The sequence below is a fragment of the Loktanella sp. 3ANDIMAR09 genome (genome assembly GCF_001420005.1).
Lineage (GTDB): Bacteria > Pseudomonadota > Alphaproteobacteria > Rhodobacterales > Rhodobacteraceae > Loktanella.
The window spans coordinates 199,607-224,507 of the sequence record NZ_LJAK01000002.1; the positions used below are offsets into that span (position 1 = coordinate 199,607).

Annotated in this window: 28 protein-coding genes; 7 read left to right on the top strand and 21 right to left on the bottom strand. The window is 62.8% G+C overall.

Annotation, left to right across the window (positions count from 1 at the left end; all coding sequences use genetic code 11):
• Window positions 1-16: 16 nt before the first annotated feature.
• A complete protein-coding gene (locus tag AN189_RS03810) occupies window positions 17-466 on the top strand; it encodes an MOSC domain-containing protein (RefSeq protein ID WP_056031291.1) in 450 nt (149 codons plus the stop codon).
• A gap of 104 nt (window positions 467-570) precedes the next feature.
• Here AN189_RS03810 and typA read toward each other — a convergent pair whose 3' ends face one another.
• The 12 genes from typA to AN189_RS03865 all read right to left on the bottom strand — a co-directional run bounded on the left by typA (window position 571) and on the right by AN189_RS03865 (window position 11,811).
• Window positions 571-2,388, bottom strand: coding sequence for a translational GTPase TypA (gene typA / locus AN189_RS03815; RefSeq protein ID WP_056031294.1), 1,818 nt, complete (start codon window positions 2,386-2,388; stop codon window positions 571-573).
• Window positions 2,389-2,449: 61 nt separating this feature from the next.
• Entirely contained in the window at window positions 2,450-2,779 is a 330-nt protein-coding gene (locus tag AN189_RS03820) for a multidrug efflux SMR transporter (protein WP_056031297.1), read from the bottom strand.
• 31 nt (window positions 2,780-2,810) lie between these two features.
• Window positions 2,811-3,413 (bottom strand): YitT family protein, encoded by a 603-nt coding sequence (locus AN189_RS03825; RefSeq protein WP_056031300.1) that lies wholly within the window; start codon window positions 3,411-3,413, stop codon window positions 2,811-2,813.
• 88 nt (window positions 3,414-3,501) lie between these two features.
• Window positions 3,502-4,710 (bottom strand): NADP-dependent isocitrate dehydrogenase, encoded by a 1,209-nt coding sequence (locus AN189_RS03830; protein ID WP_056031303.1) that lies wholly within the window; start codon window positions 4,708-4,710, stop codon window positions 3,502-3,504.
• A gap of 91 nt (window positions 4,711-4,801) precedes the next feature.
• Window positions 4,802-4,939: a hypothetical protein gene (locus tag AN189_RS19085; protein ID WP_157057373.1), complete on the bottom strand. Its 138-nt coding sequence runs from the start codon at window positions 4,937-4,939 to the stop codon at window positions 4,802-4,804.
• A complete protein-coding gene (locus AN189_RS03835; RefSeq protein ID WP_056031306.1) occupies window positions 4,936-6,180 on the bottom strand; it encodes a formate dehydrogenase subunit gamma in 1,245 nt (414 codons plus the stop codon). The genes AN189_RS19085 and AN189_RS03835 overlap by 4 nt, the downstream gene beginning before the upstream one ends.
• 63 nt (window positions 6,181-6,243) lie before the next feature.
• Entirely contained in the window at window positions 6,244-6,837 is a 594-nt protein-coding gene (gene fdh3B, locus AN189_RS03840) for a formate dehydrogenase FDH3 subunit beta (RefSeq protein ID WP_056031309.1), read from the bottom strand.
• Between the two features lie 11 nt (window positions 6,838-6,848).
• Window positions 6,849-9,809, bottom strand: a complete 2,961-nt coding sequence (locus AN189_RS03845; protein WP_056031312.1) for a formate dehydrogenase subunit alpha — start codon at window positions 9,807-9,809, stop codon at window positions 6,849-6,851.
• Window positions 9,810-9,851: 42 nt separating this feature from the next.
• On the bottom strand, window positions 9,852-10,043 hold the full coding sequence (locus AN189_RS03850) for a twin-arginine translocation signal domain-containing protein (RefSeq protein WP_056031314.1): 192 nt from the start codon (window positions 10,041-10,043) through the stop codon (window positions 9,852-9,854).
• Between the two features lie 48 nt (window positions 10,044-10,091).
• Window positions 10,092-10,679 carry a molecular chaperone gene (locus AN189_RS03855; protein WP_056031317.1) on the bottom strand — a complete coding sequence of 196 codons (588 nt, stop codon included), beginning with the start codon at window positions 10,677-10,679 and terminating at the stop codon, window positions 10,092-10,094.
• Window positions 10,676-11,278, bottom strand: coding sequence for a DUF3306 domain-containing protein (locus AN189_RS03860; RefSeq protein WP_056031320.1), 603 nt, complete (start codon window positions 11,276-11,278; stop codon window positions 10,676-10,678). Before AN189_RS03860 ends, AN189_RS03855 begins: the two co-directional genes overlap by 4 nt.
• Window positions 11,275-11,811: a DUF3305 domain-containing protein gene (locus AN189_RS03865; protein WP_056031323.1), complete on the bottom strand. Its 537-nt coding sequence runs from the start codon at window positions 11,809-11,811 to the stop codon at window positions 11,275-11,277. The genes AN189_RS03860 and AN189_RS03865 overlap by 4 nt, the downstream gene beginning before the upstream one ends.
• Window positions 11,812-12,094: 283 nt before the next feature.
• Between AN189_RS03865 and AN189_RS03870 the strand changes: the two genes are divergently transcribed.
• From AN189_RS03870 to AN189_RS03890, 5 genes are read left to right on the top strand one after another with little or no spacing between them, the layout of a single operon-like run.
• Window positions 12,095-14,044 (top strand): 4Fe-4S binding protein, encoded by a 1,950-nt coding sequence (locus tag AN189_RS03870; RefSeq protein ID WP_056031327.1) that lies wholly within the window; start codon window positions 12,095-12,097, stop codon window positions 14,042-14,044.
• Window positions 14,045-14,053: 9 nt separating this feature from the next.
• Window positions 14,054-14,248, top strand: coding sequence for a DUF6494 family protein (locus AN189_RS03875; RefSeq protein ID WP_056031330.1), 195 nt, complete (start codon window positions 14,054-14,056; stop codon window positions 14,246-14,248).
• Window positions 14,245-15,312 carry an iron-sulfur cluster carrier protein ApbC gene (apbC, locus tag AN189_RS03880; protein ID WP_056031334.1) on the top strand — a complete coding sequence of 356 codons (1,068 nt, stop codon included), beginning with the start codon at window positions 14,245-14,247 and terminating at the stop codon, window positions 15,310-15,312. Before AN189_RS03875 ends, apbC begins: the two co-directional genes overlap by 4 nt.
• Window positions 15,312-16,010: a biotin/lipoate--protein ligase family protein gene (locus AN189_RS03885; protein ID WP_056031337.1), complete on the top strand. Its 699-nt coding sequence runs from the start codon at window positions 15,312-15,314 to the stop codon at window positions 16,008-16,010. The genes apbC and AN189_RS03885 overlap by 1 nt, the downstream gene beginning before the upstream one ends.
• Entirely contained in the window at window positions 16,007-16,483 is a 477-nt protein-coding gene (locus tag AN189_RS03890; RefSeq protein WP_056031340.1) for a DUF6505 family protein, read from the top strand. Before AN189_RS03885 ends, AN189_RS03890 begins: the two co-directional genes overlap by 4 nt.
• Before the next feature lie 77 nt (window positions 16,484-16,560).
• On the opposite strand, the gene AN189_RS03895 is transcribed toward AN189_RS03890, so the two are convergent.
• The 7 genes from AN189_RS03895 to AN189_RS03925 all read right to left on the bottom strand — a co-directional run bounded on the left by AN189_RS03895 (window position 16,561) and on the right by AN189_RS03925 (window position 22,141).
• The gene (locus AN189_RS03895; RefSeq protein WP_056031343.1) at window positions 16,561-17,370 is read right to left on the bottom strand and encodes a substrate-binding domain-containing protein; all 810 of its coding nucleotides are present in this window, start codon (window positions 17,368-17,370) and stop codon (window positions 16,561-16,563) included.
• Window positions 17,367-18,083: an ATP-binding cassette domain-containing protein gene (locus tag AN189_RS03900; protein ID WP_056032117.1), complete on the bottom strand. Its 717-nt coding sequence runs from the start codon at window positions 18,081-18,083 to the stop codon at window positions 17,367-17,369. Before AN189_RS03900 ends, AN189_RS03895 begins: the two co-directional genes overlap by 4 nt.
• Entirely contained in the window at window positions 18,077-18,781 is a 705-nt protein-coding gene (locus AN189_RS03905; protein WP_056031346.1) for an ABC transporter permease, read from the bottom strand. The genes AN189_RS03900 and AN189_RS03905 overlap by 7 nt, the downstream gene beginning before the upstream one ends.
• A 42-nt stretch (window positions 18,782-18,823) precedes the next feature.
• The gene (locus AN189_RS03910) at window positions 18,824-19,276 is read right to left on the bottom strand and encodes a cupin domain-containing protein (protein ID WP_253279543.1); all 453 of its coding nucleotides are present in this window, start codon (window positions 19,274-19,276) and stop codon (window positions 18,824-18,826) included.
• A 171-nt stretch (window positions 19,277-19,447) separates the two neighbouring features.
• A complete protein-coding gene (gene eno, locus AN189_RS03915) occupies window positions 19,448-20,725 on the bottom strand; it encodes a phosphopyruvate hydratase (RefSeq protein WP_056031349.1) in 1,278 nt (425 codons plus the stop codon).
• Window positions 20,726-20,760: 35 nt separating this feature from the next.
• Complete coding sequence (locus tag AN189_RS03920; RefSeq protein WP_056031351.1) at window positions 20,761-21,651, bottom strand: DMT family transporter; 891 nt, start codon at window positions 21,649-21,651, stop codon at window positions 20,761-20,763.
• Window positions 21,652-21,715: 64 nt separating this feature from the next.
• Window positions 21,716-22,141 (bottom strand): Fur family transcriptional regulator, encoded by a 426-nt coding sequence (locus tag AN189_RS03925; protein ID WP_056031353.1) that lies wholly within the window; start codon window positions 22,139-22,141, stop codon window positions 21,716-21,718.
• Between the two features lie 137 nt (window positions 22,142-22,278).
• On the opposite strand from AN189_RS03925, the gene AN189_RS03930 reads away from it, so the two are divergent.
• Window positions 22,279-23,073 (top strand): DUF533 domain-containing protein, encoded by a 795-nt coding sequence (locus AN189_RS03930; protein ID WP_056031355.1) that lies wholly within the window; start codon window positions 22,279-22,281, stop codon window positions 23,071-23,073.
• Here the strand turns inward: AN189_RS03930 and AN189_RS03935 are convergent.
• Both AN189_RS03935 and AN189_RS03940 read right to left on the bottom strand, forming a co-directional pair.
• Complete coding sequence (locus AN189_RS03935; protein WP_172794851.1) at window positions 23,070-24,041, bottom strand: CorA family divalent cation transporter; 972 nt, start codon at window positions 24,039-24,041, stop codon at window positions 23,070-23,072. The genes AN189_RS03930 and AN189_RS03935 overlap by 4 nt on opposite strands.
• Window positions 24,031-24,873, bottom strand: coding sequence for a PhzF family phenazine biosynthesis protein (locus AN189_RS03940; protein WP_056031360.1), 843 nt, complete (start codon window positions 24,871-24,873; stop codon window positions 24,031-24,033). The genes AN189_RS03935 and AN189_RS03940 overlap by 11 nt, the downstream gene beginning before the upstream one ends.
• Between the last annotated feature and the right edge of the window lie 28 nt (window positions 24,874-24,901).

The following is a 24,901-nucleotide window of genomic DNA, read 5'->3' on the forward strand; positions in this document are numbered from 1 at the left end:
TTCCGGCCTTGCCACCATGATGGCGCGTCATGCGCAGGTCGGGCGGCTGGACTGGATCGGATTGCGGTCGGAGCGGCGCGCCGACGTCCGGTCCGTCGCACAAGCCACGGTTACGCCGGACGGTTTAACCAATGACCACGCGCGGCCGGGCAAGCGGGCGGTGACGCTCGTTCAGGCGGAACATCTGCCGGTCATTGCCGCGCTGTCCGGGCATGCGGTCATTGCGCCCGAAACACTGCGGCGCAATCTGGTGGTGTCAGGGATAAACCTGGCCGCCCTTCGCAAGGGGCAAGTGCGCATCGGTGCGGTCACGCTGATGATCGAAGGTCCCTGTCCGCCCTGTTCCCGGATGGAGGAATATCTGGGTCCTGGCGGCTATAATGCCGTGCGCGGGCATGGCGGCTGGTATGCGTCGGTCGTGGTGCCGGGCACGATCGCTGTCGGCGATGCGGTCGTGGCCGGGTAGGGGGCGCTGCCCCCTCTGCCCCCTGCGGGGCCATTCACCCCCGGGATATTTGAAACCAGAAGAAGATGAAAAAGGCCCGCCGGGTGAGGCGGGCCTTTGATCGTTCAGCTTGCGCGCGACTGGCGTTTGCGCTCGTGCGGGTCGAGGTAGCGTTTGCGCAGACGGATCGCATTCGGCGTGACCTCGACCAGTTCGTCGTCGTCGATATAGGCGATCGCCTGTTCCAGCGACATGGTGACAGGTGTTGTCAGGCGCACGGCCTCGTCGGTGCCGGAGGCCCGCACGTTGGTCAGCTGCTTGCCTTTGAGCGGGTTCACTTCGAGGTCGTTTTCACGGCTGTGTTCGCCGATGATCATGCCCTGATAGACGGCCTCTTGGGCACCGATGAAGAATTTGCCGCGATCTTCGAGTTTCCACAGCGCAAAGGCCACCGACGTGCCGTTTTCCATGGAGATCAGAACGCCTTGACGACGGCCCTGGATCTTGCCCTTGTAAGGGGCCCAGCCGTGGAACAGGCGGTTGAGGATACCCGAACCACGGGTGTCGGTCAGGAATTCACCGTGATAGCCGATCAGGCCGCGCGACGGGACATGTGCGATGATGCGGGTCTTGCCGGCACCTGCGGGCTTCATCTCGACCAGCTCGCCCTTGCGCGGGCCGGTCAGTTTTTCGACGACGGCACCGGTGTATTCGTCATCCACGTCGATCGTGGCTTCTTCGATCGGCTCATGTCGCACGCCGTCGATGTCGCGATAGATCACCTGCGGACGCGAGATCGACAGTTCGAACCCCTCGCGGCGCATGTTTTCGATCAGCACGCCCATCTGCAATTCGCCGCGGCCAGAGACCTCGAAGGCGTCGCCCATGAGCGTGTCCGCGATCTTGATCGCGACGTTGACTTCGGCTTCTTTCATCAGACGGTCACGGATGACGCGGGACTGCACCTTTTTGCCGTCCTTGCCCGCCAGCGGGCTGTCGTTGATGCCAAAGGTCACGGTGATGGTGGGCGGGTCGATGGGCTGCGCGGGCAGGGCTGTTTCGATGGACAGGTCGCAGATCGTGTCGGCCACGGTTGCCTTGGTCATGCCGGCCAGGGTGACGATATCGCCGGCCTCGGCGACGTCAATGGGCTGCTGACCCAAACCACGGAAGGCGAGGATCTTGGAGACGCGGAACTGTTCGATCTTGTCGCCCTTGCGGGACAGCGCCTTGACGGTTTCACCAGCGCGCAGGGTGCCTGCCTCGACCCGGCCCGTCAGGATGCGGCCGATGAACGGGTCGGCAGACAGGGTCGTTGCCAGCATCTGGAACGGCTCGTCGCGGCGCTCGATCTGCTTGGGCATGGGGACATGGTCGAGGATCTGGTCGAACAAGGCGTCGAGGTTTTCGCGCGGGCCGTCCAATTCCTGATCGCACCAGCCAGCACGGCCAGAGGCATACATGACGGGGAAATCCAGCTGTTCGTCGGTTGCTTCGAGTGCGGCGAACAGGTCGAACACGTTGTCCACGGCCTGATCGGGTTCACCGTCGGCCTTGTCGACCTTGTTGACGACCACGATGGGACGCAGGCCCAGGGCCAGTGCCTTGGAGGTTACGAATTTCGTCTGCGGCATCGGACCTTCGGCGGCATCCACCAGCAGGACCACACCGTCCACCATGGACAGGATGCGTTCCACCTCGCCACCGAAATCGGCGTGGCCGGGGGTGTCGACGATGTTGATCCGGGTGCCTTTCCATTCGACGCTCGTGCACTTTGCAAGGATGGTGATTCCCCGCTCGCGTTCGATGTCGTTGCTGTCCATCGCGCGTTCGGTCGTCGCCTCGTTTTCGCGGTAGATGCCGGATTGCTTGAGTAGCTCGTCCACCAGCGTGGTTTTGCCGTGGTCAACGTGTGCGATGATCGCGATGTTGCGAATGTCCATGTGGTCTGCCTTTGTACGGAGTTGCGCGCGCCATACAGCGCCAAGCGTCCAAAGGCCAGCCCTAGTGCGTCGTGGTGTCCGAGAACACCTGAATGACGATGATTCCGCACATGATCAGCGCTATTCCCGCAACGGCTGCGCCATCCAGCCGTTGATGAAAGATCAGATAGCTGAAACCTGCAATGAGAACGATTCCGAGGCCGGACCAGATGGCATAGACGATGCCGACCGGCATGACCTTGAGCGCGAGCGCCATGAAGTAGAACGACGCGGCGTAGGTGGACAGGCACAGTGCCGATGGCCAGAGCCGTGTGAACTGCTGGCTGGCCTGCAATGACATGGTGCCGATGGTTTCGAGTGCAATCGCGATGATGAGCCAGAGATAGTGCATGGCGCCGACCTACCCCGGCAGGGGCCGCGTGTCACGTCGCGATATAGCGGTCGCGGCGGTGATTGAAGGTGATGATCAGGTTCAGGACAACGGCCCCCAGCAGCGACCACATGACGACTGTCGCCGGGAACAGCAGCAGCGCCGCGGCAAAGATCACGGCGTCCACGGCAAGCTGGACGTAGCCCGCCTTGAACCGGGTGGTGTCCTGCACCAGCAGGGCCACGACACCCAGACCGCCAAGGCTGCCATTGTGCCGAAAGAGGGCCAGCAGTCCCAGACCGGTCAGCGATCCGAATGCAATGGCCCCCAGGGCCGGGGACAGGGTTGCAAACACCAGGTTCTGTGGAATGATTTCGGTCAGCACCGACAGGGCCGTCACCGAGATCAGGGATTTGATCGTGAATGCCGGGCCCAACCGTCGCCAGGCCAGCAGATAGAACGGCAGGTTGATGACAAAGAACACCGGTCCGAACGACCAGCCGCTGAGATAGGCGATAATCACGGCCACACCCGCGGTCTGGCCGGTGATCAGCCCCAGATGGGTCAAAAACGTCAATCCAAGCGCGCAGAGGAATACCCCCAGCGTCATGCCTTGGACGTCTTCTGCCAGCGAATGTTTGTCTGATGGTGTCATGCGGTGCAATTAGGACAACAAACCTGACCTGTCCATGCAAAAGGCCGCCCCGCGGTCGGGACGGCCCCAAGATGCATGAAATTTGCGCCTACATGACCGCTTGCAGGTTTTTATCAATCGCCTCAAGGAACCCTTCGGTCGTCAGCCACGATTGGTCCGGACCAACGAGCAGGGCCAGATCCTTGGTCATCTGGCCCGATTCCACGGTATCGACGACCACCTTTTCCAGTTTTTCGGCAAAGGCCTGAAGCTGGGCATTGTCGTCCAGTTTCGCGCGGTGCTTCAGACCGCCGGTCCAGGCAAAGATCGACGCGATGGAATTGGTCGACGTGGCCTTGCCGGCCTGATGGTTGCGATAATGGCGTGTGACGGTGCCGTGCGCGGCCTCTGCCTCGACGATCTTGCCGTCGGGCGTCATCAGGGCAGAGGTCATCAGGCCCAGCGAGCCAAAGCCCTGCGCCACGGTGTCGGACTGGACGTCGCCGTCGTAGTTCTTGCAGGCCCAGACATAACCGCCGGACCATTTCATCGCGGATGCGACCATGTCGTCGATCAGGCGGTGTTCATACCACAGGCCAGCGGCCTCGAACTGTTCGCGGAATTCGGTGTCATAGATGTGCTGAAAGAACATCATGAACTGGCCGTCGTATTGTTTCAGGATCGTGTTCTTGGTCGACAGATAGACAGGGTAGCCGCGTTTCAGGCCATAGTTGAACGACGCACGGGCGAAATCCGCGATGCTGTCATCTAGGTTGTACATGCCCATGTAGACGCCAGAGGAGGGTGCCTTGAACACCTCTTCTTCCATGACGTTGCCATCGTCGCCGACCCATTTCATCGACAATGTGCCGGGGCCGGGGAATTTCATGTCGGTGGCGCGATACTGGTCGCCATAGGCGTGGCGGCCAATGACGATGGGCTGGGTCCAGCCGGGGACCAGACGCGGGACGTTCTTGCAGATGATCGGTTCACGGAACACGACACCGCCCAGGATGTTGCGGATCGTGCCGTTGGGGCTGCGCCACATCTTTTTCAGGCCGAATTCCTCAACCCGGCCTTCGTCGGGCGTGATCGTCGCGCATTTTACGCCAACGCCGATTTCCTTGATCTTGTGGGCGGCGTCGATCGTGATCTGGTCGTCGGTCGCATCACGCGACTGGATGCTGAGGTCGTAGTACAGCAGGTCTACGTCCAGGTAGGGCAGGATCAATTTCTTCTTGATGAAATCCCAGATAATCCGGGTCATCTCGTCACCGTCGAGTTCGACGATCGGATTGGCTACCTTGATTTTGGACATGGTCACTCCGGCGCAATTGGGTGGGTTTCACATTGCATAGCGCAAATGAAACCCACCCGAAAGATCGTATACGAACGTATACCGAAATAACCTAGTTGTCGCCGACCCGCACAAAGGTCCCGCTGGTATAGGCCTCTTGGGATGACAGCGGTGTGGTTTCGGTCAGGATGACGTTGGCCGCGACGGTGATGACACCGGCGCAGACCAATGCGGCCAGAAACGATTTCATGCGCGTCCCTCCGTGATCTTTTCAGGGGTTTCCTGACGGACCTGTTCCAGCCACAGGTTGTGGTGCTCTCGGGCCCATTCCTCGTCCACGTCGCCCTTGCCCATGGCATCGAACGCGCCTTCCATGCCGACGGTGCCGAGGTAGATGTGGAAAAAGATGATCGCGGTCAGGATCAGCGCCATGGCAGCGTGCCAGATCTGCGCCAGTGCCATTTCCTCTTGGGGGGCGAGGTCGGCAGGCAGGGCAGGCAGGCCGACCCAGCCCAATACGCCGGTGTCGTTGATGAAACCAAAGGTCTTGGCAAAGAGGTTCAGCTCGAACGGGAACAGCAGCGACAGACCCGACAGCGAGATGGTGCCACCGAACACGATAACCGCCCAGAAGATCAGCTTTTGACCTGCGTTGAATTTCTTGGCGGGCGGATGACCGCCGCCGAACATGCCACCGCCGCGGGCCAGCCATTTCAGATCGGTCTTGTCGGGGATGTTGTTGAGCACCCACATGAAGAAGATCATGACCAGCGCCAGCATGAAGGCCCAGCTGATGTTGTCATGCACCCATTTGCTGGCCGCAGCCACGGCGGCAAAGGAATCGTGGCCAAAGATCGGGATGAACACCTTGCGTCCGAACAGCGACAGCAGGCCCGTCACGCCCAAGACAATAAAGCTGGTCGCCAAGAGCCAGTGACCAAACCGTTCGATCGCCTTGAACCGTTCCACACGACGCCCGGTCGGGGGATGATCCATGCGCATCTTGCCGCGCAGGACATAGAAGATCACGAGCAGTGCCAGCGAACCAAGCAGGATCACGGCACCCCAGAACGGCAGTGGCCCGTCGCGGGCCTCGAGCCAGACCATGCCACCATCCTGAATAAGGGTCGTAGCGGCCGGGCCGTTGTTGACCGTGGTGATGTCGGCGGTATCGAACCGCAGCGCGCGCCATTGATCGCTGTCGGATGCGGTGCCCGACGGCCCCAGAACACCCGATGCAGGCACATCGCCGTCGAAACCGGTGTTTGCGCGCCTGTCGCTGTCGTCAACGGACAGCCCTTGCTGGCGGCGCAGGATGTCCTCCAGCGTGGGTGCACCGCCTGTGGCCGCGCGGTCGCCGATGTTGGTTTCCGCGTCAACCGGGGTTTCATCGGCGAGCGCGGCACCAGTGACGGCCGGATCGACGTATTGTGCAAACGCCGGACCGGTCAGGCCAAGGGTCAGGAATAGGGCGGCTAAGGCCTTCAACATGGATCGCTCCCGGTCAGAAATTGTGGTGATGGGGGCGCGCTGACGCGCGCCCCACGGCAGGGGTCAGCCCTGCTTTTCGCCGTAGGCTGTGCCCCAGCCCCATGCGCCGGAACCAAACCCGCGTGCGACAGTCCGCTCGCGGTAGATTTCCGACACATCGTCGCCGTCACCGGCCAAGAGCGCCTTGGTCGAACACATTTCCGCACAGATCGGCAGTTTGCCTTCTGCGATGCGGTTGCGGCCATACTTCTGGAATTCGGCCTGGCTGTGGTTTTCCTCGGGGCCGCCGGCGCAGAAGGTGCATTTGTCCATCTTGCCACGGCTGCCAAAGTTGCCGGCCTGCGGGTACTGCGGCGCGCCAAAGGGGCAGGCGTAGAAACAGTAACCGCAGCCGATGCACAGATCCTTGGAGTGAAGCACCACACCGTCGGCGGTCTGGTAGAAACAATCCACCGGACACACGGCCATGCAGGGCGCATCGGAACAATGCATGCAGGCCACGGAAATGGACCGTTCACCCGGTTTGCCGTCCTGAATGGTCACCACCTTGCGGCGGTTGATGCCCCAGGGCACCTCGTGTTCGTTTTTACACGCTGTGACGCAGGCGTTGCATTCGATGCAGCGTTCGGCGTCGCAGAGGAATTTTGCGCGTCCCATAATATTTCTCCTTACGCTGCGCTGATTTTGCAGAGGGTGGCCTTGGTTTCCTGCATCTGGGTGACGCTGTCGTAACCATAGGTCTGTGCGGTGTTGGTCGATTCACCCAGCACGATCGGGTCTGCCCCTTCGGGATAACGCGACCGCAGGTCCTCGCCTTCCATGACGCCACCAAAGTGGAACGGCATGAATGCGACACCCGGTCCCACGCGTTCGGTGACCATAGCGGCCACCTTGACGCGGCCCTTTTCCGGGCCTTCGACCCAGACCTGCGCACCGTCGCGCACACCCAGGTTGTTGGCGTCGCGCGGGTTGATCTCGACGAACATTTCCTGCTGAAGCTCGGCCAACCAGGGGTTGGACCGGGTTTCGTCGCCGCCGCCTTCGTATTCAACCAGGCGACCGGACGTCAGGATGATCGGATAATCCTGCGAAAAGTCGTTTTCCTGAATGGACGAATACATCGTCGGCACGCGCCAGAACTTCTTGTCGTCATAGGTCGGGAATTCCGCGACCAGATCGCGCCGGTTCGTGTACAGCGGTTCGCGGTGGATCGGCACCGGGTCAGGGAATGTCCAGACCACGGCCCGGGCCTTTGCGTTGCCGTAGGGCGCGCAGCCATGCAGGATCGCGACCCGCTGGATGCCGCCCGACAGGTCGGTTTTCCAGTTCACGCCGCCAACCTTGTCCAGATAGTCGGACGGCAGTTCGCCCGTCTGGCTGGTCTCGCCGACCTCTTCGGTGCCGGGACGGGTATCGCTGAACCCGCTGACCCATTCGATCATGCGACGCTCAAAGGGGGTCAGGTCGCTGTCCCAGCCCAGTTCGATCAGCATCGCCATGGTGAATTCGGGATAACCGTCCTCGATTTCCGACCCTGGGTTGCTGACGCCTTCGGCCAGCAGGTTGTCGCCATCGCGTTCCACGCCGAACCGGGCGCGGAACGGCAGACCGCCTTCGGCGACTGGCAGCGACATGTCATAGAGGTTGGCCGAACCGGGGTGGTTCATTTCCGGCGTACCCCATGCAGGCCACGGCATGCCGTAGAAATCGCCGTCAGCAGGACCACCGTTGGCGCGCAGTGTCGTGCGGTCAAAGGTGTGCTGGTTTGCCATGTGCATCTTCAGGCGTTCCGGGCTTTGTGCCGTGTAGCCGATGGTCCACATGCCGCGGTTGAATTCGCGGGTGAGGTCCTCGATGTTCGGCTCGTCGCCTTCGACAGCGATGTTGCGGAACAGACGATCCGAGAAACCGAACTTGTCCGCGAACAGCTTGATGATCGTGTGATCGGGCTTGCTCTCGAACAGGGGATCGACGACCTGATCGCGCCACTGCAACGACCGGTTGGATGCGGTGACGGATCCGCGCGTTTCGAACTGCGTCGTGGCCGGCAGCAGCCACACACCATCCTGACGGTTCTGCATGACAGCTGACACGGTGGGGAAGGGGTCGATGACCACCAGCATGTCCAGATTTTCCATGGCCGTGACCATTTCCTTCTGGCGGGTCTGGCTGTTGGGGGCATGACCCCAAAGCACCATCGCGCGGGTGTTGTCGGGCTGGTCGAGGTTGGCTGCATCCTCCAGCACGCCGTCGATCCAGCGGCTGACGGGAATACCCGTCAGGTTCATCATCGCGGTCTCACCGACCATCGCCGGGCTGAAACGCCCCCGGAGCCACTCAAGGTCTTCGTCCCAGACGCGGGCCCAGTGGGCCCAGGCGCCTTCGGTCAGGCCATAATAGCCGGGCAGCGTATCGGCCAGAACGCCCAGATCGGTGGCACCCTGCACGTTGTCGTGGCCGCGGAAAATGTTGGTGCCGCCGCCGGCGGTGCCCATGTTGCCCAGTGCCAGTTGCAGGATGCAGTAGGCGCGGGTGTTGTTGTTGCCGTTGGTGTGCTGTGTGCCACCCATGCACCAGATTACGGTGCCCGGACGGTTGTTGACCAGCGTGCGGGCAACGCGTTCGAGTTGCTCACCGGGGGCACCGGTGACGCGCTCGACCTCTTCGGGGGTCCACTTTGCGACCTCGGTGCGGATTTCGTCCATGCCCCAGACGCGGGTGCGGATGAATTCCTGATCTTCCCAGCCGTTTTCAAAGATGTGCCACAGGATGCCCCAGACCAGCGCCACGTCAGAACCGGGACGGAAGCGGACGAATTCGTCGGCGTGGGCCGCCGTGCGGGTAAAGCGCGGGTCGCAAACGATCAGCGGCGCGTTGTTCTCTTCCTTGGCCTTGAGCACGTGCAGCAGCGACACCGGATGCGCCTCGGCGGGGTTGCCGCCGATGATAAAGATCGCCTTGGAATTGTGGATGTCGTTGTAGCTGTTGGTCATGGCGCCGTAGCCCCATGTGTTTGCCACGCCGGCCACGGTGGTCGAGTGGCAGATGCGCGCCTGATGGTCGACGTTGTTGGTCCCCCAATAGGCCGCGAACTTGCGGAACAGGTACGCCTGTTCGTTGTTGTGCTTGGCCGATCCCAGCCAATAGACCGAGTCCGGGCCGCTTTCTTCGCGGATCTTCATCATGCCGTCGCCGATCTCGTTGATCGCGTCTTCCCATGACATGCGGATCCACTCGCCTGCGACCTTTTTCATCGGGTATTTCAGGCGGCGCTCACCGTGGGCGTGTTCGCGCACGGATGCACCCTTGGCGCAATGAGCGCCCAGGTTGAACGGGCTGTCGAAACCCGGTTCCTGACCGATCCAGACGCCGTTATCGACCTCTGCCAGAACGGTGCAACCGACCGAACAGTGGGTGCAGACCGATTTGATCGTCTGGACGTTGGCGTTGCTGACCTGCTGTGCGCTGGCTGGCGTCACGGCACCGCCGGTCGCGGCAATGGCCGACAGTCCACCGATGGCCAGACCGGACCCGCGCAGGAACCCGCGACGGTCGATCGTGCCACGGGCTTTTTCGGTGGCGATGCCGGGACGGGCGCGGCGACTGTTATCTGTCTTTTTGCGAAGCATGGTATCCTCCTTCGATCCGCCGATGGGCGGTCGGCGTTGAAATCAGAAGCGGGCGCTGGCCAGATAGGTGCGCGTATGCTCGGTGTCCTGAATGGTGGTCGAGGACAGGTCGACCGGATTTGCCTGGGCCGCATCGGGCTTTGCGATTGCCACCGCCGCAATGGCGGCAGGCGCGGCAGTCCCGGCAAGTTTCAGAAATCCGCGGCGGTTGGTGCCTTTGGTATCTTCCGTCATTGGTCGTCCTCCCAGTTTGGTGCGGGCGTCCCCGCAGGGTCATTGCGTTCAGGCAGCAAGCCGGAACGCCTCTTTTTCGATGGTCATGAATGCGGCGCCGACGGCACCGACATGGGTGTACAGGTCTGCCGATTTCGCGCCGCGCAGGTCGTTGTAGAAATGTCCGGCCCAGGGGCCCACATGCTTGGCGTAGAAATCCTTTTGCGCGGACAGGGTCACGGGCGCACCAAAGCGCCCCACGATCATGCCGCCCATCATTTCCATCAGCGATGCGGCGTTGTCCTCTGGCTCAAAGACATTGGCGGCCCGCACGATGCGCAGATCCATCATGTCGCGCCGCAGGCGCGCCAGCGGTTTTTCGTTCAGAAATCCGGTCAGATAATAGCTCGCGTAGGGCAGCAGTTCACCACGGCCCAAACCGATGAACAGCGCGTTGTATTCACGCGAAACGTCCTTTGGCTTGGCCTTGCGTGCTGCTGCGGCCAACCCGTTGATCGCCGATCCCAGCCCCGTGTCGTCACCGGACAATTGTGCGGTCTGGTCCAGCAACAACTGATCAGGCGGTCCCGACAGGATCAGGCCCAGAAAATTATAAAGATCGGCGCGCAGCCGGTCCTCTGCTGACAGATCGGTCATGTCGCCCCCTCATCGAACGCAAACCGCATCCGACGCGGTGCGGGTGGTATGTCGTGGGACTGCGCGTCAGCCTCGGTGTCTGCCTCGGCGTAGGCGACCGGCTGGGGCACCTCGGGCGTTTGCACATCGTCCTGGGCAGGCTCGGCCACTGGTGCGACGGTATCGGCCGTCTCTTCTGTCGGGGCGCTTTGCGCGGCGATCCGTTCGATATGCTTCAGCAGGCCCTTGCCGACCTGATAGCTGGTCTCAAAAGGCCCCTGATCGCGCGCCATCGCAAGGTAGTCGTCGTCATAGTCATTCAACCCGTCGACACAGGCCAGCACCGGGTTAGACCGCCACAGCGTGCGCAGCGCACGTTTGCGCAGATAGGCGGGCACCGTTTTCGCCATGAAGGCGGTAAAATCGTCCCCCGCATGCAGCGTATCGGGATCGGGCAGGTCCAGCAGACGCAGAACCTCTTCCTCGGGCAGCGCGTCAAGGTCGATCGGGGGGGCTTCGCTGGTTGCGACATCAGCGGCGCGCGTTGCTTCTGCCTCCGCTTCTGCCTCGGCGCGCAGGCCCGCAAGCCTGCGGGCAAAAAAGGATGCAACCGCGGTCACGACTGCGTCTCGTGGGTTGTGGGCGCACGGTAAACATCTGTCGTCTGGTTGATCCGGTGATCGCCAATCCCGTCCTGGGTCGCGTCAACACGCTGGCGATCCCGCTGGCGTTTCACGAATGGCACCTCGACGTGATGCCGGGCGACGTAGGCCTCGACCCAGTCTTGCACGGCGGCTGGCATCGCGACCTTTTCGACGATGTCCTCACCGTTATCGGCATAGTCCTGCGCCTCGTAAGGAGATGCCGTGACCGACACCAGCCGCAGCGGGGCATCGCTGCGCGCCGTGTCCGCCCGCATGATGATATACAGCGATGGGCAGCGCGTCTGCAATTCATGCACATAGGCCTCGGTGTCAGAGGCATGCAGATCAACGTCCAGCGTCGCGATATGAAAATATGTCACGCCATCGACGGTGCGAAGCGTTGTCCAGTCTGCCGGCCCGGCACCCGGCAGGACGTCGGTTGCTTTCCACGACCATTTTGCCCAACGGGTCACGCCCGGCGCACGACGCACCACGACGCCAATTGGCATCGACTCTTGATGAGGCGTTGTCAGACGCAATTTGCGACGAACGGTCATGGTGGTCCCGGTCTCTTTGGCTGGGTCCGGAGATACCTCCGGCAGTCTTGGCTGGGTCCACTGTCGCAGCAGGTCGACGGGGTCTGCAAGCAAAAAATGGTATCCAATGGCATGCAAGGTGCGTTTGATCCATGCTGCGGCGCAGCAAGTACGCTGCAAAAATTTGCCGAAAGTATGGGTGTTTACGATCTCTTGCTTTCGCTGGTATCAGGTGCCCTGCGCCGGGGAGAGAGCCATGACCAAGACAGTTTTGATCTGCGATTGCCTGGGCAGTCAGCGCGTTGACGGGACCGCCTTGACGGCCGCGACCGGGCTGTCCTGTTCGGCCTGTCATACCAGTCTGTGCGATGCCCAGATCGACCTTGCCGAGGCCGCCATACGTCAGGGCGATGTGGTGATTGCCTGCCAGCAGGAAGCCCCAAGGTTTACTGAACTTGCCGATGATATCGGGGCCGATGTGCCGACCTTCGTGGACCTGCGCGACCGGGCTGGCTGGACGGCTGACGATATGGCCACGGCGAAACAGGCCGCACTGCTGGCCGAAGGCGTTCTGCCCCGCGGCGAAGTGCGGACGATGGATGTGGTCAGCGACGGCACATGCCTCATCCTGGGGGTTTCGGATGTGGCCGTCCGCGCGGCGGAACAACTGGCACCGATCCTGGGTGTTACCCTGCTGATGCCCGATGGTTGGGACGTGGATCTGCACAGCGGCTACGATACGGTGACGGGCGAATTGTCGCAGGCCACCGGGTCGCTTGGCCGGTTCGAGACGAAATTCGACCGCCTGCGCCAGACGATCCCCGGCGGTCGTGGTTCCGTTGCCCTGACCCCGCCGCTGAACGGTGCGCGGTCGGGCTGCGACATCATCCTCGATCTGCGCGGGGCGGGGGCGCTGTTTGCCGCCGACGCCAAGCGGGACGGTTACCTGCGTGCCGACCCGGGCAGCCAGACGGCCGTGGCTGATGCGGTGCTCGCCGCGTCGCAGCTGACAGGGACATTCGAAAAACCGCTCTATGTCCGCATGGAGGAATCGCTGTGCGCACACAGCCGGGCGGAACAGACCGCCTGCACGAATTGCCTGGATCTGTGTCCGACGGGGGCGATCACGCCTGATGGGGATCACGTCACCGTCGATCCCGCGATCTGTGCAGGGTGCGGGGCCTGTAGTGCCGTATGTCCATCCGGTGCGATCAGTTTCGACGCCCCCAGCGCCGACGATACGTTCCGGCGCCTGAACACCCTGGCCAGCGCCTATCGCAAGGCCGGGGGGCAGGCCCCCCGTCTGCTGGTGCATGACGGGGATCATGGCGCGCAGATGATCGGCCTTGCGGCGCGGTTCGGTCGGGGTCTGCCCGCTGATGTCGTCCCGCTTCAGGTCGCAGCCCTTGCAGGTTTTGGCCATGCCGAGGCGTTGGCGGCGCTGGGTGCGGGATTTGCCGATGTGGCGATCCTGCTGTCGCCCAAGACCGAACGCGAGGCACCCGTGGCGCAGACCGCACTGGCGAATGCCATTGCCGGGCGCGCGGCTGTCACCTTGCTGGACCTTAATGATCCCGATGCATTGTCGGATGCGCTCTTTGATGCGGATGCGGGGCCCGTGGTGGAAACACCCGCCTTGCAGATGGGACGGCGGCGTCAGGTCGCGCGGCTGGCGGCCAAGACGCTGAACCCGGAGGCCGCGGTCATCGATCTGCCCGCCGGTGCGCCCTATGGTGCCGTGCTGGTCGATACCGAGGCCTGCACGCTTTGTCTGTCGTGTGTCTCGCTTTGCCCGTCCGGTGCGCTGGGGGACAATCCCGACCATCCGCAGCTACGCTTTCAAGAGGACGCCTGCCTGCAATGCGGGCTGTGCGCCAACATCTGCCCCGAGCAGGCGATCACGCTGCAACCACGGCTGAACCTGACCGACGCGGCGCTGACCCAGACGGTCGTGCACGAAGAAGAACCTTTTGCCTGCATTTCCTGCGGCAGCCTGTTCGGCGTGAAATCCACGATCGAGGCGGTGACGGCCAAGCTGGCGGGGCATTCCATGTTCCCGAACCCCGACGCCCTGCGGATGATCCAGATGTGCGACAATTGCCGCGTGAATGCGCAGTATCATAGCCAGAACAACCCGCTGGGCGGTGGCGAACGACCCAAGCCCCGCAGCAGCGAAGACTATTTTTCCAAACGCAAAGATCACTAGGAGAACCCGATGAGCGACGAGAATTTCAACATGTCGATGCGCAAGTTTCTCAAGCAGGTGGGCGTGACCAGCCAGCAGGCGATCGAAGAAGCGATGCGCAACGCGCAGACGACAGGCAAGACGTTCGACGCCAAGGTCGTGCTGACCATTGATGGTCTGGATTTCGAACACGTCGTCACCGGCAAGATCGAAGGCCCGCAATGACCGCAACCCGCGACGACGTCCAAAAGGTTCTGGCCGGCATCACCGATCCGGTCTCGGGTGGTCCGCTGAATGCGTCAGGTGCCGTCAAGGCGCTGAACGTGGACGACAGCACCGTGCGTTTCGTGCTGGAAATCCCGCCCAGCCGTGCCGCTGACTACGAGGCCGTCAAGGCCGAGGCCGAGGCCGGGATCAGGGCGCTGGACGGCATAGACACGGTCAGTGTCGTGCTGACGGCCCATGCGACGCCCGCCGCCCCGCCGGACCTGAAGCCACAGCGCGCGTCCCAGCCGCAGGGGCCGCAGAAAATCCCCGGTGTGGACCGCATCATCGCCATTGCCTCTGGCAAGGGTGGCGTGGGCAAATCGACGGTCACGGCGAACCTTGCCTGTGCACTGGCCGCCGAAGGGCGGCGGGTAGGCCTGCTGGATGCCGATGTTTACGGTCCCAGCCAGCCCCGGATGCTGGGTGTCTCCGGTCGTCCGGCCAGCCCCGACGGCAAGACGATCCTGCCGCTGCGCAATTACGGCGTGACGATGATGTCCATCGGCCTGATGACCAACGAGGGTCAGGCCGTTGTCTGGCGTGGCCCGATGTTGATGGGTGCGCTTCAGCAGATGATGACGCAGGTGCAATGGGGGGCGCTTGACGTTCTGCTGGTGGATCTGCCGCCGGGAACGGGGGACGTGCAGATGACGCTTGCGCAAAAGGCGCAGGTCGATGGTGCGATCATCGTCAGCACGCCGCAGGACATCGCGCTGCTGGATGCCCGCAAGGGGATCGACATGTTCAACCAGCTGCATGTGCCGATCCTAGGCATGATCGAAAACATGTCGACGCATATCTGCACCAACTGCGGTCACGAAGAACATGTGTTTGGTCACGGCGGCGTCGCGGCCGAGGCTGCGAAACTGGGTGTGCCGCTGCTGGCGGAGGTGCCGCTGCACCTGTCGATCCGCAAAGCCGCCGATAGCGGTGCGCCGATCGTCGTGTCTGACCCCGACAGCGCCCAGGCGACTGCATTCCGCGATGTCGCCCGTGCGCTGATTGCCGACGGCCGCGCCTGATGCCTGATTTCCCGCCGCTGTTCCGAGGTCAGGATTGTGCGGGCACCTGTCCCGCCACCGCCGCGATTGCGGCGGGGCAGGCCGGCGATGATCCCGGTCTGGTCTGTTATGATCTGGCCGGCGACCGGCTGCGGGCGGCGATTCTGTTCGCGCCAGAGGTGCCGCTGGCCGAGGCGGCGATCATGCTGCCGCTGTGTGCGGTGGGGTTCCAGAACGCATTGGGCACGCTGGCACCGCCGGTCGTGGCGATCCACCTTGGCTGGGACGGTAACATCTATGTCAACGGGGGGCGCTGCGGGCAGCTGACGCTGCATGCGCCCCGCTGCGCGGATGACGTCCCCCCCGACTGGCTGGTGATCGGTCTGACGCTGGATCTGTGGCCGCGCGACACCGAAGGCGGCGCTGCACCGGACCAGACCGCCCTCTATGCCGAAGGCTGCGCCGAGGTGTCGGCCCCGGACCTTTTGTCGGCATGGGTGCGCCATAGCCTGTCTTGGCTGGACACATGGACCCATGACGGACCGGCCCCGCTGCACCGCTACTATGTCGGACTCGTGCATGGCATGGGCGAGGACGTGACGCTGGCGGGCCGGTCGGCACGACTGATGGGACTGGACGAAGGCTTTGGCGCTTTGCTCCGGTCCGGTGATGATACCACGCTTGTCCCCCTGACCACCCTGATAAAGGACACCGCATGAAACTGGCCCGCGCCATTCATTTCGACGAAAGCGACACACGCGTTTTCCACAATCCCGCGCGCACCGGGGAATGGTGCATTTCCGGCGGATTCGAGTTTTCAAACTGGACCGAGGGCGATCTGGTCGGCAAGGCCAGGCAGGCCTTTGCCAATGGGTGGTTTGGTCTGGAAACCGCGGGTCGCAGCAGTTTCGTTGCGGTGACGACGGTTGAACAGGCCGAGGTGGCAGCCCTGACGGATGCGCTGGCCGCGCATTTCGTCAGTGTCTACGGTGCCCCGGACTTGGATGCAGCGCGCCCCGTCGCGGCCGAGGAAATCGCGCAGATGTTGGATCTGTGTGACGAACATGACCCAAACACGCTGCTGACCGTCAGCCGCGAGCTGACCGATGGTGGTGTGCGCGAAGGCTACCGCGCGATTGCCCCGCAGGACGCGGGACTGGAACAATTCGCGATCCATGTGACCGAGGACTGAGCGGGCTGTCGGGTTTGCTGTGCAAACCCGATGCCTGCGGCGCGAGTATTTTCGGCAAGATGATATGCCTGCAGCCCTTAAGGGGCTGCGTTGGCGTTGAAGACAAAGAGTGGTTCACCCGCGATGGTGTAGCCGTTGATCAGGTCTGCTGCGCGGTCGGAGATCAGCCAGTCCTGAAGGCGCGTTGCGCCGTCGATGTTGGTGCCTGGCTGTGCGTCCGGGTTGACAGGGATGAAGGTGTATTGATTGAACAGCGCGGGATCGCCTGCAAAGAGCAGCGCCAGATCACCCTTGTTGCCGAAATTCAGCCAGCTTGCGCGATCGGCAAGGATATAGGCATTGAGGCCGGACGCCGTATTCAGTGCGGCCCCCATGCCTGCGCCGACGGCGTTGTACCAATCGCCAAAGGTGGCCGGATCGGTTCCGGCGGCAGCCCATAGGGCCAGTTCCGCCTTGTGCGTGCCGCTGTCATCGCCGCGACTGACAAAGGGTGCCTGCACCGTGCTGATGTCGGCCAGGGCAGCGGCCGCGGTTTCGGCGCTGGCAATGGACGCGGGGTCTGCTGCTGGTCCGATCAGCACGAAATCGTTGTACATGATCTGCTGGCGTGCGGTGCCGTAGCCATCGGCGACAAAGGCTTCTTCTGCGGCGCGCGCGTGCACCAGGATTGCATCGACATCGCCGGCCTCTCCCAGTCGGATCGCCTGTCCGGTGCCCACGACGAGCAGTTGCACGTTGATGCCCGTATCCTCGGCGATTGCGGGCAGCAGCACATCGGCAAGGCCGGAATTTTCGAATGAGGTCGTGACGGCGAGGCGAAGGTCCTCTGCCATTGCGGGGGTGGCGATCAGTGTGGCAAGGGCCAGCAGGGGAATGTGACGTGTCATGGTAGAATGTCTCCGTTCAAGAAAGCGCGCAGGGCCGTGGTTTCGGGGGATGAGAGCGTCGTTTGCGCATCGCCCCGTTCATGGACAGCACCACTAACCATGAAGATGACATCGTCCGCAAGGCGTCGGGCCTGACCCATGTCATGGGTTGCCATGAGTATCGTGATTCCATCGCTGCGCGCCTGCCGCAACAGATCCTCGATGTCGCGTGTGGCCGCACCGTCGAGGCTGGCGCAGGGTTCATCGAGGAACAGAACCTGCGGCTTGCGGATCAATGCACGCGCAAGGGCGAGTTTCTGCCGTTCCCCGCCCGACAAACGCGGGGCGGGCGTATCAAGCGCGCAGCCAAGGCCGATGCGCTGCGCCCAGTCCCTTGCCTGTTCGTTGCGCGAGGCACGACCAACGCCTGCCAGCTTGAGCGGGTAGGCCAGATTGGCCAGCACCGACCGTCGCAACATGATCGGGGTCTGAAAGACAAAGGCCTGATCGCGTTCGACGATGTCATCGGGGCCGGCCCAGCTGATCCTGCCCTCGCTCAGGCGTTCCACGCCGTGCATGACCCGCAGCAGGGTCGTCTTGCCTGATCCGTTCGGGCCAAGCAGGACGGTCAACCGGCCCGCGTCGAGTTTCAGGTCGACGGGCCCCAGCAGGCGTTTGCCGCGGCGGCGGACCGTCGCACCGGACAGGTGAAGGGGCAGGAGGCGGGTCACCAGCGGCCCTCGCGTTCGGTCCGGCTGAGGGCATGGATTGCAAGGTTGACCACGATGGCCAGCCCGATCAGGACAAAGCCAAGACCGAGGGCCAGCGCGAAATTCCCCTTGCCGGTTTCCAGTGCGATGGCGGTGGTCAGCACACGGGTGGCATTGTCGATGTTGCCGCCCACGATCATGATTGCACCGACTTCGCCGATCGCGCGACCGAAACCGGCCAGCGTGGCCGTCAGCAGCGTACGGCGACCGTCCCACATCAGTGTCGCGATGCGCTGCGCCTTGGTCGTGTTCATCGAAATCAGCAGGTCGTGATATTCCGCCCAGAGGTCGCGCATGGCCTGATGGGTGACCGATGCGATCAGCGGCGTGATGATGATGACCTGTGCGATGATCATGGCCGCAGGCGTGAACAACAGACCCAGCACGCCCAGTGGCCCGGCGCGCGACAGCAGCACATAGACGACCAATCCCACGACAACGGGCGGCAGTCCCATGAGCGCGTTCAGAACCGCGATCACCGTCCGTCTGAACCGGAACCGCTGAATAGCGAGCATGGTGCCCAGCGGAATGGCAATCGCACTGGCGATGACGAGTGCTGTCAACGTGACACGCAGGGACAGCAGGCTGATGTTGACGAGATCGGGGTCGCGCGTCACGACCAGTCGTGCGGCCTCTGCCAATCCTTGGGTGATGTCATTCATGGCATGCTTATGGCCGACCGCAGGAGGTGCCGTCGAGACCTGTCAGTAACGCGGAATGTCGAAACCGGGGGCCGCCAGTTCAAAGCCCGCGTATTCGAACCCCGGCGCGCAGATGCAGGTGCACAGGGTCCAGTCGCCCGTGGTGCGGGCTGATTGCCATTCCATTGGTGGCAGGGCGACCTGCGGAATATGGCCAGACGCCAGATCAGGCCCCATGATCACATCCTCTGCGGGGCCGGCGTCGGTTGCGGCACGCGACAGGACCAGCGGTGCGCCTGCGTGAAACAGCCAGATTTCGGGCGTGTCCACGCGGTGCCAATGGCTGGATTCGCCCTTGGCCAGCAGGAAATATATGGCGGTGATGTTGGCCCTTGGGCCATCCCCGTGGGACCATGTTTCGCGAAACCAGCCGCCTTCGGGATGCGGGGCAAGATCAAGATAGCTGATCAATTGCGCCGTGCTCATGTGCATCAGCCGATCCGGTGATCCCTCCATTGCGCGGTCATCTCCCTCAACTCGCTGCACGTGTGACGTTGCTCTCCCTGCGGGTGTATCTTTAGCCGTCTGAATAACCCTACGTAAAGCGTAGTGACGACATGACTTTACGTCAGTCGTGTCCGTTGGGGTGTTGCGGTGCCTGCGCGCGGGAAGGCACCGCGTTTGCGATCAGGACCGCAGGATGGACCGACCGGCGTAGATGGCCGTATCGCCCAGCATTTCCTCAATGCGGATCAGCTGGTTGTATTTTGCCAAACGGTCGGAGCGCGACAGCGAACCCGTTTTGATCTGGCCGCAGTTGGTCGCAACGGCCAGATCGGCAATCGTCGCGTCCTCGGTTTCGCCCGAACGATGGGACATGACGTTGGTGAACCGTGCACGATGCGCCATCTCGACCGCCTGAAGCGTCTCGGTCAGCGTGCCGATCTGGTTGACCTTGACCAGCATGGAATTGGCGCTGCCCTTGGCGATGCCTTCGGCCAGACGCTTGGGGTTGGTGACGAACAGATCGTCACCGACCAGTTGGATGCGGTCTCCCAGACGGTCGGTCAGGGCCTTCCAGCCATCCCAGTCGTCTTCGGCCATGCCGTCCTCGATGCTGATGATCGGATAGTCCGACACCAGCTGCGCGAGGTAGTCGACATTTTCGGCAGAGGTCAGCGATTTGCCTTCGCCCTTCATCTCGTACTTGCCGTCGCAGTAGTATTCGGTCGAAGCGCAATCGAGTGCGAGGTACATGTCCTCGCCCGGCTTGAATCCGGCCTTTTCGATGGATTTCAAAATGAAATCAAGCGCCTCGCGGGTGGAGCTGAGGCCGGGGGCAAAGCCGCCCTCGTCACCGATACCTGTGTTGTGGCCTGCGGCGGACAGTTCTTTTTTCAGGGTGTGGAATACCTCTGCGCCCATGCGCACGGCCTCGCGGATGTTGTCCGCGGCGACCGGCATGATCATGAATTCCTGAATGTCGATCGGGTTGTCGGCGTGTTCACCGCCGTTGATGATGTTCATCATCGGGACCGGCAGGGTGCGCGCGGATGTGCCACCGATATAGCGGAACAGCGGCTGCGTGGTGTAGTCGGCGGCCGCCTTGGCCACGGCCATAGACACGCCGAGGATGGCGTTGGCACCAAGACGGCCCTTGTTGTCGGTGCCGTCCAGTTCGATCATCGTAAGATCGATGCCGACCTGATCGGTGGCATCGAAGTCCAGCAGTTCGTCGGCGATTTCGCCGTTCACGGCGGCGACCGCTTCGGTTACGCCCTTGCCCATGTAGCGGCTCTTGTCGCCATCGCGGCGTTCGTGTGCTTCGTGCACGCCGGTCGAGGCACCTGACGGCACCGCTGCGCGGCCCATCGTGCCGTCCTCGAGGGTGACATCAACCTCGACCGTGGGGTTGCCACGACTGTCAAGGATTTCGCGGGCGTGAATGTCGATGATGCTGCTCATGGGTGGGCCTTTCAGTGATGTTAGCGTTATCGGGGTCATACCAATGGTGGTTGTCGAAGGGAAGCGCGGCCGCGCCGCGCCTCGCGCAGGAGGGTATAAAGCCCGGAGCCGACCACGATCAGCGATCCGGTCAGCACCCAGGCATCGGGTCGTTCGCCAAAGACCAATGTGCCGACGATCAGGGCGAACACCAGCCGGGAATAGCGGAACGGAGCCACGAAAGACACGTCACCGATGCGGGTTGCGGCGACGATGGCATAATAGGCCAGTACGCCGACGATGACGGTCAATCCCACGATCGCGATGGCACCGCCATGCGGGGCAGAAAGCGTCTGATCGGTGGCCAGCACGACAGCCAGCCCTGTGGGCACGATCACCGCAAAGGCGTAGGTGGACAGTTGCATGCTGCTGACGCTGCGCGGCACGCCGCGCGTGGCAAGATCACGCCCCGCCAGAAAAATGGCACCTTGCAGGGCGAACAGCGACGCGGGCTGGAATGCGTCCAGGCCAGGCCGGATAATCAGCATGACACCGCAAAATCCGATGGCGATGGCAACCCAGCGCCGCCAGCCGACGTTTTCGCCCAGAAACAGGGCTGCGCCCGCGGTTACGAACAGCGGTATAGCCTGAATGATGGCGCTGGCCGATGAAATCGGCGTCAGGGCGACGGCCGTGACGAAGCCGACCGTGCCCAGCACCTCGCATCCGTTGCGCAGCAGCACCATCGGATGCAGCAGGTCGCGCGACAGCAGGGGGTCTCCGCGCCTGAGGCTGAGCGCGCCGAACACCAGCGCGCCACCCAAGCCCAGATAGATCAGGATCGCACCGACCGACATCGTGTCGGCCAGCAGTTTGATGAACATGTCCTCGATGGCAAAGCCCAGCATCGCCAGCACCATCAGCCCGCCGCCGCGTAGATTGTTCATGGGATGCTCCGTTGATCTGCGCGCATGACTATGCTGCCGCAGCGGCAGGGACCAGCCCCGCGGGTCACTCGGCGTTCTCTTCGGGGGAAATGGGTTCACCGTAAAGTTCGAGACGATGACCCTGCAGGCGGTATCCCAACCTGCGGGCAATTCGTTCCTGCAGCGCCTCGATTTCGGGGTCGACGAATTCGATCACCTGCCCGGTGGTCATGTCGATTAGATGGTCGTGATGCGGTCCATCGGCGTGTTCGTAGCGTGCGCGCCCATCTCCGAAATCGTGTTTTTCCAGGATGCCTTCTTCTTCGAACAGTTTCACCGTGCGGTAAACGGTGGCCAGCGAAATGCGCGCATCCAGCGTCATGGCGCGGCGGTGCAGTTCTTCGACATCCGGGTGGTCGGTGGCGGCGTCCAGCACCTTTGCGATGGTGCGGCGCTGACCGGTCATGCGCAAACCGGCGGCCGCGGCGCGGGACTGGATGGATTGGGTCATGACTTCTCCGCCGGTTGTGCGGCTACCCTTAGCCAGATTTTCGCCGGTGGGCTACCACGTCCGCCCATTTGCATGGCAAGTTGCCGCAAGATGTGCCAGCTTTTGTCAGAACCGTTTCAACTTTGGGGATATTTGACATGAGTTTGATGAAAACACTGGCCCGCGTGGCTGTGGGTGTTGCTGTTGCAAAGGGTGCGGCCTCGCTGACGCGCAGCGCGAAACAGGGCAAATCTGGGACCATGCTGGACGACATGCTGGGCGGCGGCAGCCGGTCGGCGGGCGGCAACACCGGGTCCGGTGGTCTTGGCAGCCTGCTTGAAAGCCTGCAAGGGGCCAAGACCGGCACGCGCAGTGCAGGGTCCGGCGGCGGTCTGGCCGGCATGCTGGGCGGTCTGACGGGCGGCGGATCAGGTGGCGGTGCCTTGGGCGGTCTGGGTGGTCTGGCCGGTGCCGGTGGTCTGGGTGGCCTGCTGGGCGGTCTGGCCGGGGCCAGCAGCAATGGCGGTGGCGGGTTTGGCAGGACGTTGAATTCCCAATTCCAGCAAACGCCTGAGGACCCGATTGAGCCGACCGCAGAACAAGAGGGTCTGGCCGCGGTGATGCTGGTGGCGATGGTGCAGGCGGCCAAGGCTGACGGACAGATGGACGAGACCGAACGCCACCGCATCATGGAACATCTGGAGGATGCCACAGCCGAGGAACGCGCCTTTGTCGAACAGGCGATGGCGGCCGACATCGGTGTTGCGCAGCTGGCCGAAATGGTCCCGGTCGGGGCAGAGGCACAGGTCTATGCGATGGCGCTGGCCGCCATCGACCTCGACCACATCAAGGAGGCCGAGTTCCTGCGCGATTTCGCAGACCAGTTGCAGCTGGAAACCGAAACGGTCAACGACATCCATCGCCAGACCGGCGCGCCGGTGCTGTTCGGCTAAAACCAGCGCAGCCAGCGCATCACGGCAGCCGACAGGACGCCGATCACGACCATGCCGATGCACAAGATCGCAAAGGCATGGTCGTAGGCCACGCCGGGGATGCCCGCGACATTGACCCCGAACAAACCCGTCAGAAACCCCAGCGGCAGGAAAATCGCGGCCACGATCGACAGCCGATACCCGTTGCGTTCCAGACGGGCCGCAGCAACGGCGTCCAGATGATCGGCCATTGCCTCAAGCCGGTCGTGCACCTCTGACAATTCTTCCAGCGACCAACGGCACCGGCTGGCGGTATCGCGCATCCGCGCACGCAGATCGTCCGCGATCAGCTCCGTGTCCAGCTGTGCCAGGTGGTGCAGCGTATCCGCCAGGGGTGAAACATGGCGGCGCAGCTTGATGATCTCGCGGCGCAGGGGGGCGAGGTCGGTCAGCGGCTGGCGGTTTTCCTCGTAGACCGAATCTTCCATGTCGTCGGCCAGATCCTCGCGGTCGAATGCGATCTGTTCGACCCGCGCGACAAGTGCCTCGGTCAGGCGGGCCAGCATGTGATCTGTGCTGTGTGGTGCGTCGTTGCGGGCGATCCGGTCGCGCAATTCCTCGACGGCATAAACGCGCTGGCGGCGCACGGTGACGATCAGGGTGCCTGTCAGCCAGATACGCAAGGATACCATGTCGGCATCTTCTTCGTTTTCGTTCAGATTGATCCCGCGCAGGGTGACGGTCAGGCCGCCGTCGCCGTGATCCGTGCGTGGCCGCGTCTTGTCGGCCAGCAGGGTGCGTCGGGCCAGCGGTGGCAGGTTTTCAGCCGACCAGCCGCGCAGTGCCGCATCCGACAGATCCAGGTGCAACCAGCGATAGGACGCCCCTGCAGCCGGAATAATGCCAAAGCTGTCGCAGGGCTGCGCCGTGCCATCCGACCAGATGTCATAGGCGCACAGTGGCACCAGGCTGGGTGGTTCAGATGACAAGGCGACCCTCCATTGTCTGGCACGCGGCCCCGGTGATCCGCACAGCGCTGGCATCGGCCTGCGCATGAATGATCGCAGGCCGGCCCATATCGTCGCCCTGGTGGATCGTCAGGGTCTGATCGGTTCCGGTCACATCACGCAAGAGCGCGGCCAATGCGGCAGCTGCGCTGCCGGTAGCGGGGTCCTCGGGAATGTTGTCCAGTGGTGCGAACATGCGCGCATGGATGTTATCGCCGTCCTGGACATAGGCAAATGTTGCGAAATCCAGACTGGCGGGATGCATGTCTCTTGCCTGTTTCATCGCAGTGGTGTCTGGGGCGCAGCGGGACAGGGCGGCCCTGTCGGTCAGCCGCACGAATGTGAACGTCAGGCCGACACCGGCCTGCACTGGGCGATGCGTCTGCGTGTCGATCTCGGACGCTGCAATGCCCAGCACGCTTGCGACCAGATCGACCGCGGGTTCATCCGCGCGGGTCAGCGGATTCGTCGTGACAAAGGCCGCGCGGTCACCCGTCACCTCGCAGATGATGGGTCCTGCGCCGGTCTCGAGGGTCATGTCCGACGGGAATCCCAGTTTTGACAGGGCCACCGCACTCCCGATCAGCGGGTGGCCGGCAAAGGGGATTTCCATCGTCGGGGTAAAGATCCGCAGCCGCGCCGTGTGCCGCAGGTCATCCGGCGGATAGACGAAAACAACCTCGGAGAAATTGAATTCCGCCGCGACCTTTTGCAGATCGCTGTCCCTGACACCTTCGCCGTCAGGGAACACGGCCAATTGGTTGCCGCCAAAGGGGGTGTCCGTAAACACGTCATAGACGACATATCGGGTCATCGGCCTGCTCCATCCTTGTGTCGGGAAC

What these genes read in the sequence shown, in the direction of transcription:
- AN189_RS03810 (WP_056031291.1), top strand. Translation starts at nt 17, where the DNA reads ATGATGGCGCGTCATGCGCAGGTCGGGCGGCTGGACTGGATCGGATTG.
- typA (WP_056031294.1), bottom strand. Translation starts at nt 2,388, where the DNA reads ATGGACATTCGCAACATCGCGATCATCGCACACGTTGACCACGGCAAA.
- AN189_RS03820 (WP_056031297.1), bottom strand. Translation starts at nt 2,779, where the DNA reads ATGCACTATCTCTGGCTCATCATCGCGATTGCACTCGAAACCATCGGC.
- AN189_RS03825 (WP_056031300.1), bottom strand. Translation starts at nt 3,413, where the DNA reads ATGACACCATCAGACAAACATTCGCTGGCAGAAGACGTCCAAGGCATG.
- AN189_RS03830 (WP_056031303.1), bottom strand. Translation starts at nt 4,710, where the DNA reads ATGTCCAAAATCAAGGTAGCCAATCCGATCGTCGAACTCGACGGTGAC.
- AN189_RS19085 (WP_157057373.1), bottom strand. Translation starts at nt 4,939, where the DNA reads ATGAAATCGTTTCTGGCCGCATTGGTCTGCGCCGGTGTCATCACCGTC.
- AN189_RS03835 (WP_056031306.1), bottom strand. Translation starts at nt 6,180, where the DNA reads ATGTTGAAGGCCTTAGCCGCCCTATTCCTGACCCTTGGCCTGACCGGT.
- fdh3B (WP_056031309.1), bottom strand. Translation starts at nt 6,837, where the DNA reads ATGGGACGCGCAAAATTCCTCTGCGACGCCGAACGCTGCATCGAATGC.
- AN189_RS03845 (WP_056031312.1), bottom strand. Translation starts at nt 9,809, where the DNA reads ATGCTTCGCAAAAAGACAGATAACAGTCGCCGCGCCCGTCCCGGCATC.
- AN189_RS03850 (WP_056031314.1), bottom strand. Translation starts at nt 10,043, where the DNA reads ATGACGGAAGATACCAAAGGCACCAACCGCCGCGGATTTCTGAAACTT.
- AN189_RS03855 (WP_056031317.1), bottom strand. Translation starts at nt 10,679, where the DNA reads ATGACCGATCTGTCAGCAGAGGACCGGCTGCGCGCCGATCTTTATAAT.
- AN189_RS03865 (WP_056031323.1), bottom strand. Translation starts at nt 11,811, where the DNA reads ATGCCAATTGGCGTCGTGGTGCGTCGTGCGCCGGGCGTGACCCGTTGG.
- AN189_RS03870 (WP_056031327.1), top strand. Translation starts at nt 12,095, where the DNA reads ATGACCAAGACAGTTTTGATCTGCGATTGCCTGGGCAGTCAGCGCGTT.
- AN189_RS03875 (WP_056031330.1), top strand. Translation starts at nt 14,054, where the DNA reads ATGAGCGACGAGAATTTCAACATGTCGATGCGCAAGTTTCTCAAGCAG.
- apbC (WP_056031334.1), top strand. Translation starts at nt 14,245, where the DNA reads ATGACCGCAACCCGCGACGACGTCCAAAAGGTTCTGGCCGGCATCACC.
- AN189_RS03885 (WP_056031337.1), top strand. Translation starts at nt 15,312, where the DNA reads ATGCCTGATTTCCCGCCGCTGTTCCGAGGTCAGGATTGTGCGGGCACC.
- AN189_RS03890 (WP_056031340.1), top strand. Translation starts at nt 16,007, where the DNA reads ATGAAACTGGCCCGCGCCATTCATTTCGACGAAAGCGACACACGCGTT.
- AN189_RS03895 (WP_056031343.1), bottom strand. Translation starts at nt 17,370, where the DNA reads ATGACACGTCACATTCCCCTGCTGGCCCTTGCCACACTGATCGCCACC.
- AN189_RS03905 (WP_056031346.1), bottom strand. Translation starts at nt 18,781, where the DNA reads ATGAATGACATCACCCAAGGATTGGCAGAGGCCGCACGACTGGTCGTG.
- AN189_RS03910 (WP_253279543.1), bottom strand. Translation starts at nt 19,276, where the DNA reads ATGGAGGGATCACCGGATCGGCTGATGCACATGAGCACGGCGCAATTG.
- eno (WP_056031349.1), bottom strand. Translation starts at nt 20,725, where the DNA reads ATGAGCAGCATCATCGACATTCACGCCCGCGAAATCCTTGACAGTCGT.
- AN189_RS03920 (WP_056031351.1), bottom strand. Translation starts at nt 21,651, where the DNA reads ATGAACAATCTACGCGGCGGCGGGCTGATGGTGCTGGCGATGCTGGGC.
- AN189_RS03925 (WP_056031353.1), bottom strand. Translation starts at nt 22,141, where the DNA reads ATGACCCAATCCATCCAGTCCCGCGCCGCGGCCGCCGGTTTGCGCATG.
- AN189_RS03930 (WP_056031355.1), top strand. Translation starts at nt 22,279, where the DNA reads ATGAGTTTGATGAAAACACTGGCCCGCGTGGCTGTGGGTGTTGCTGTT.
- AN189_RS03940 (WP_056031360.1), bottom strand. Translation starts at nt 24,873, where the DNA reads ATGACCCGATATGTCGTCTATGACGTGTTTACGGACACCCCCTTTGGC.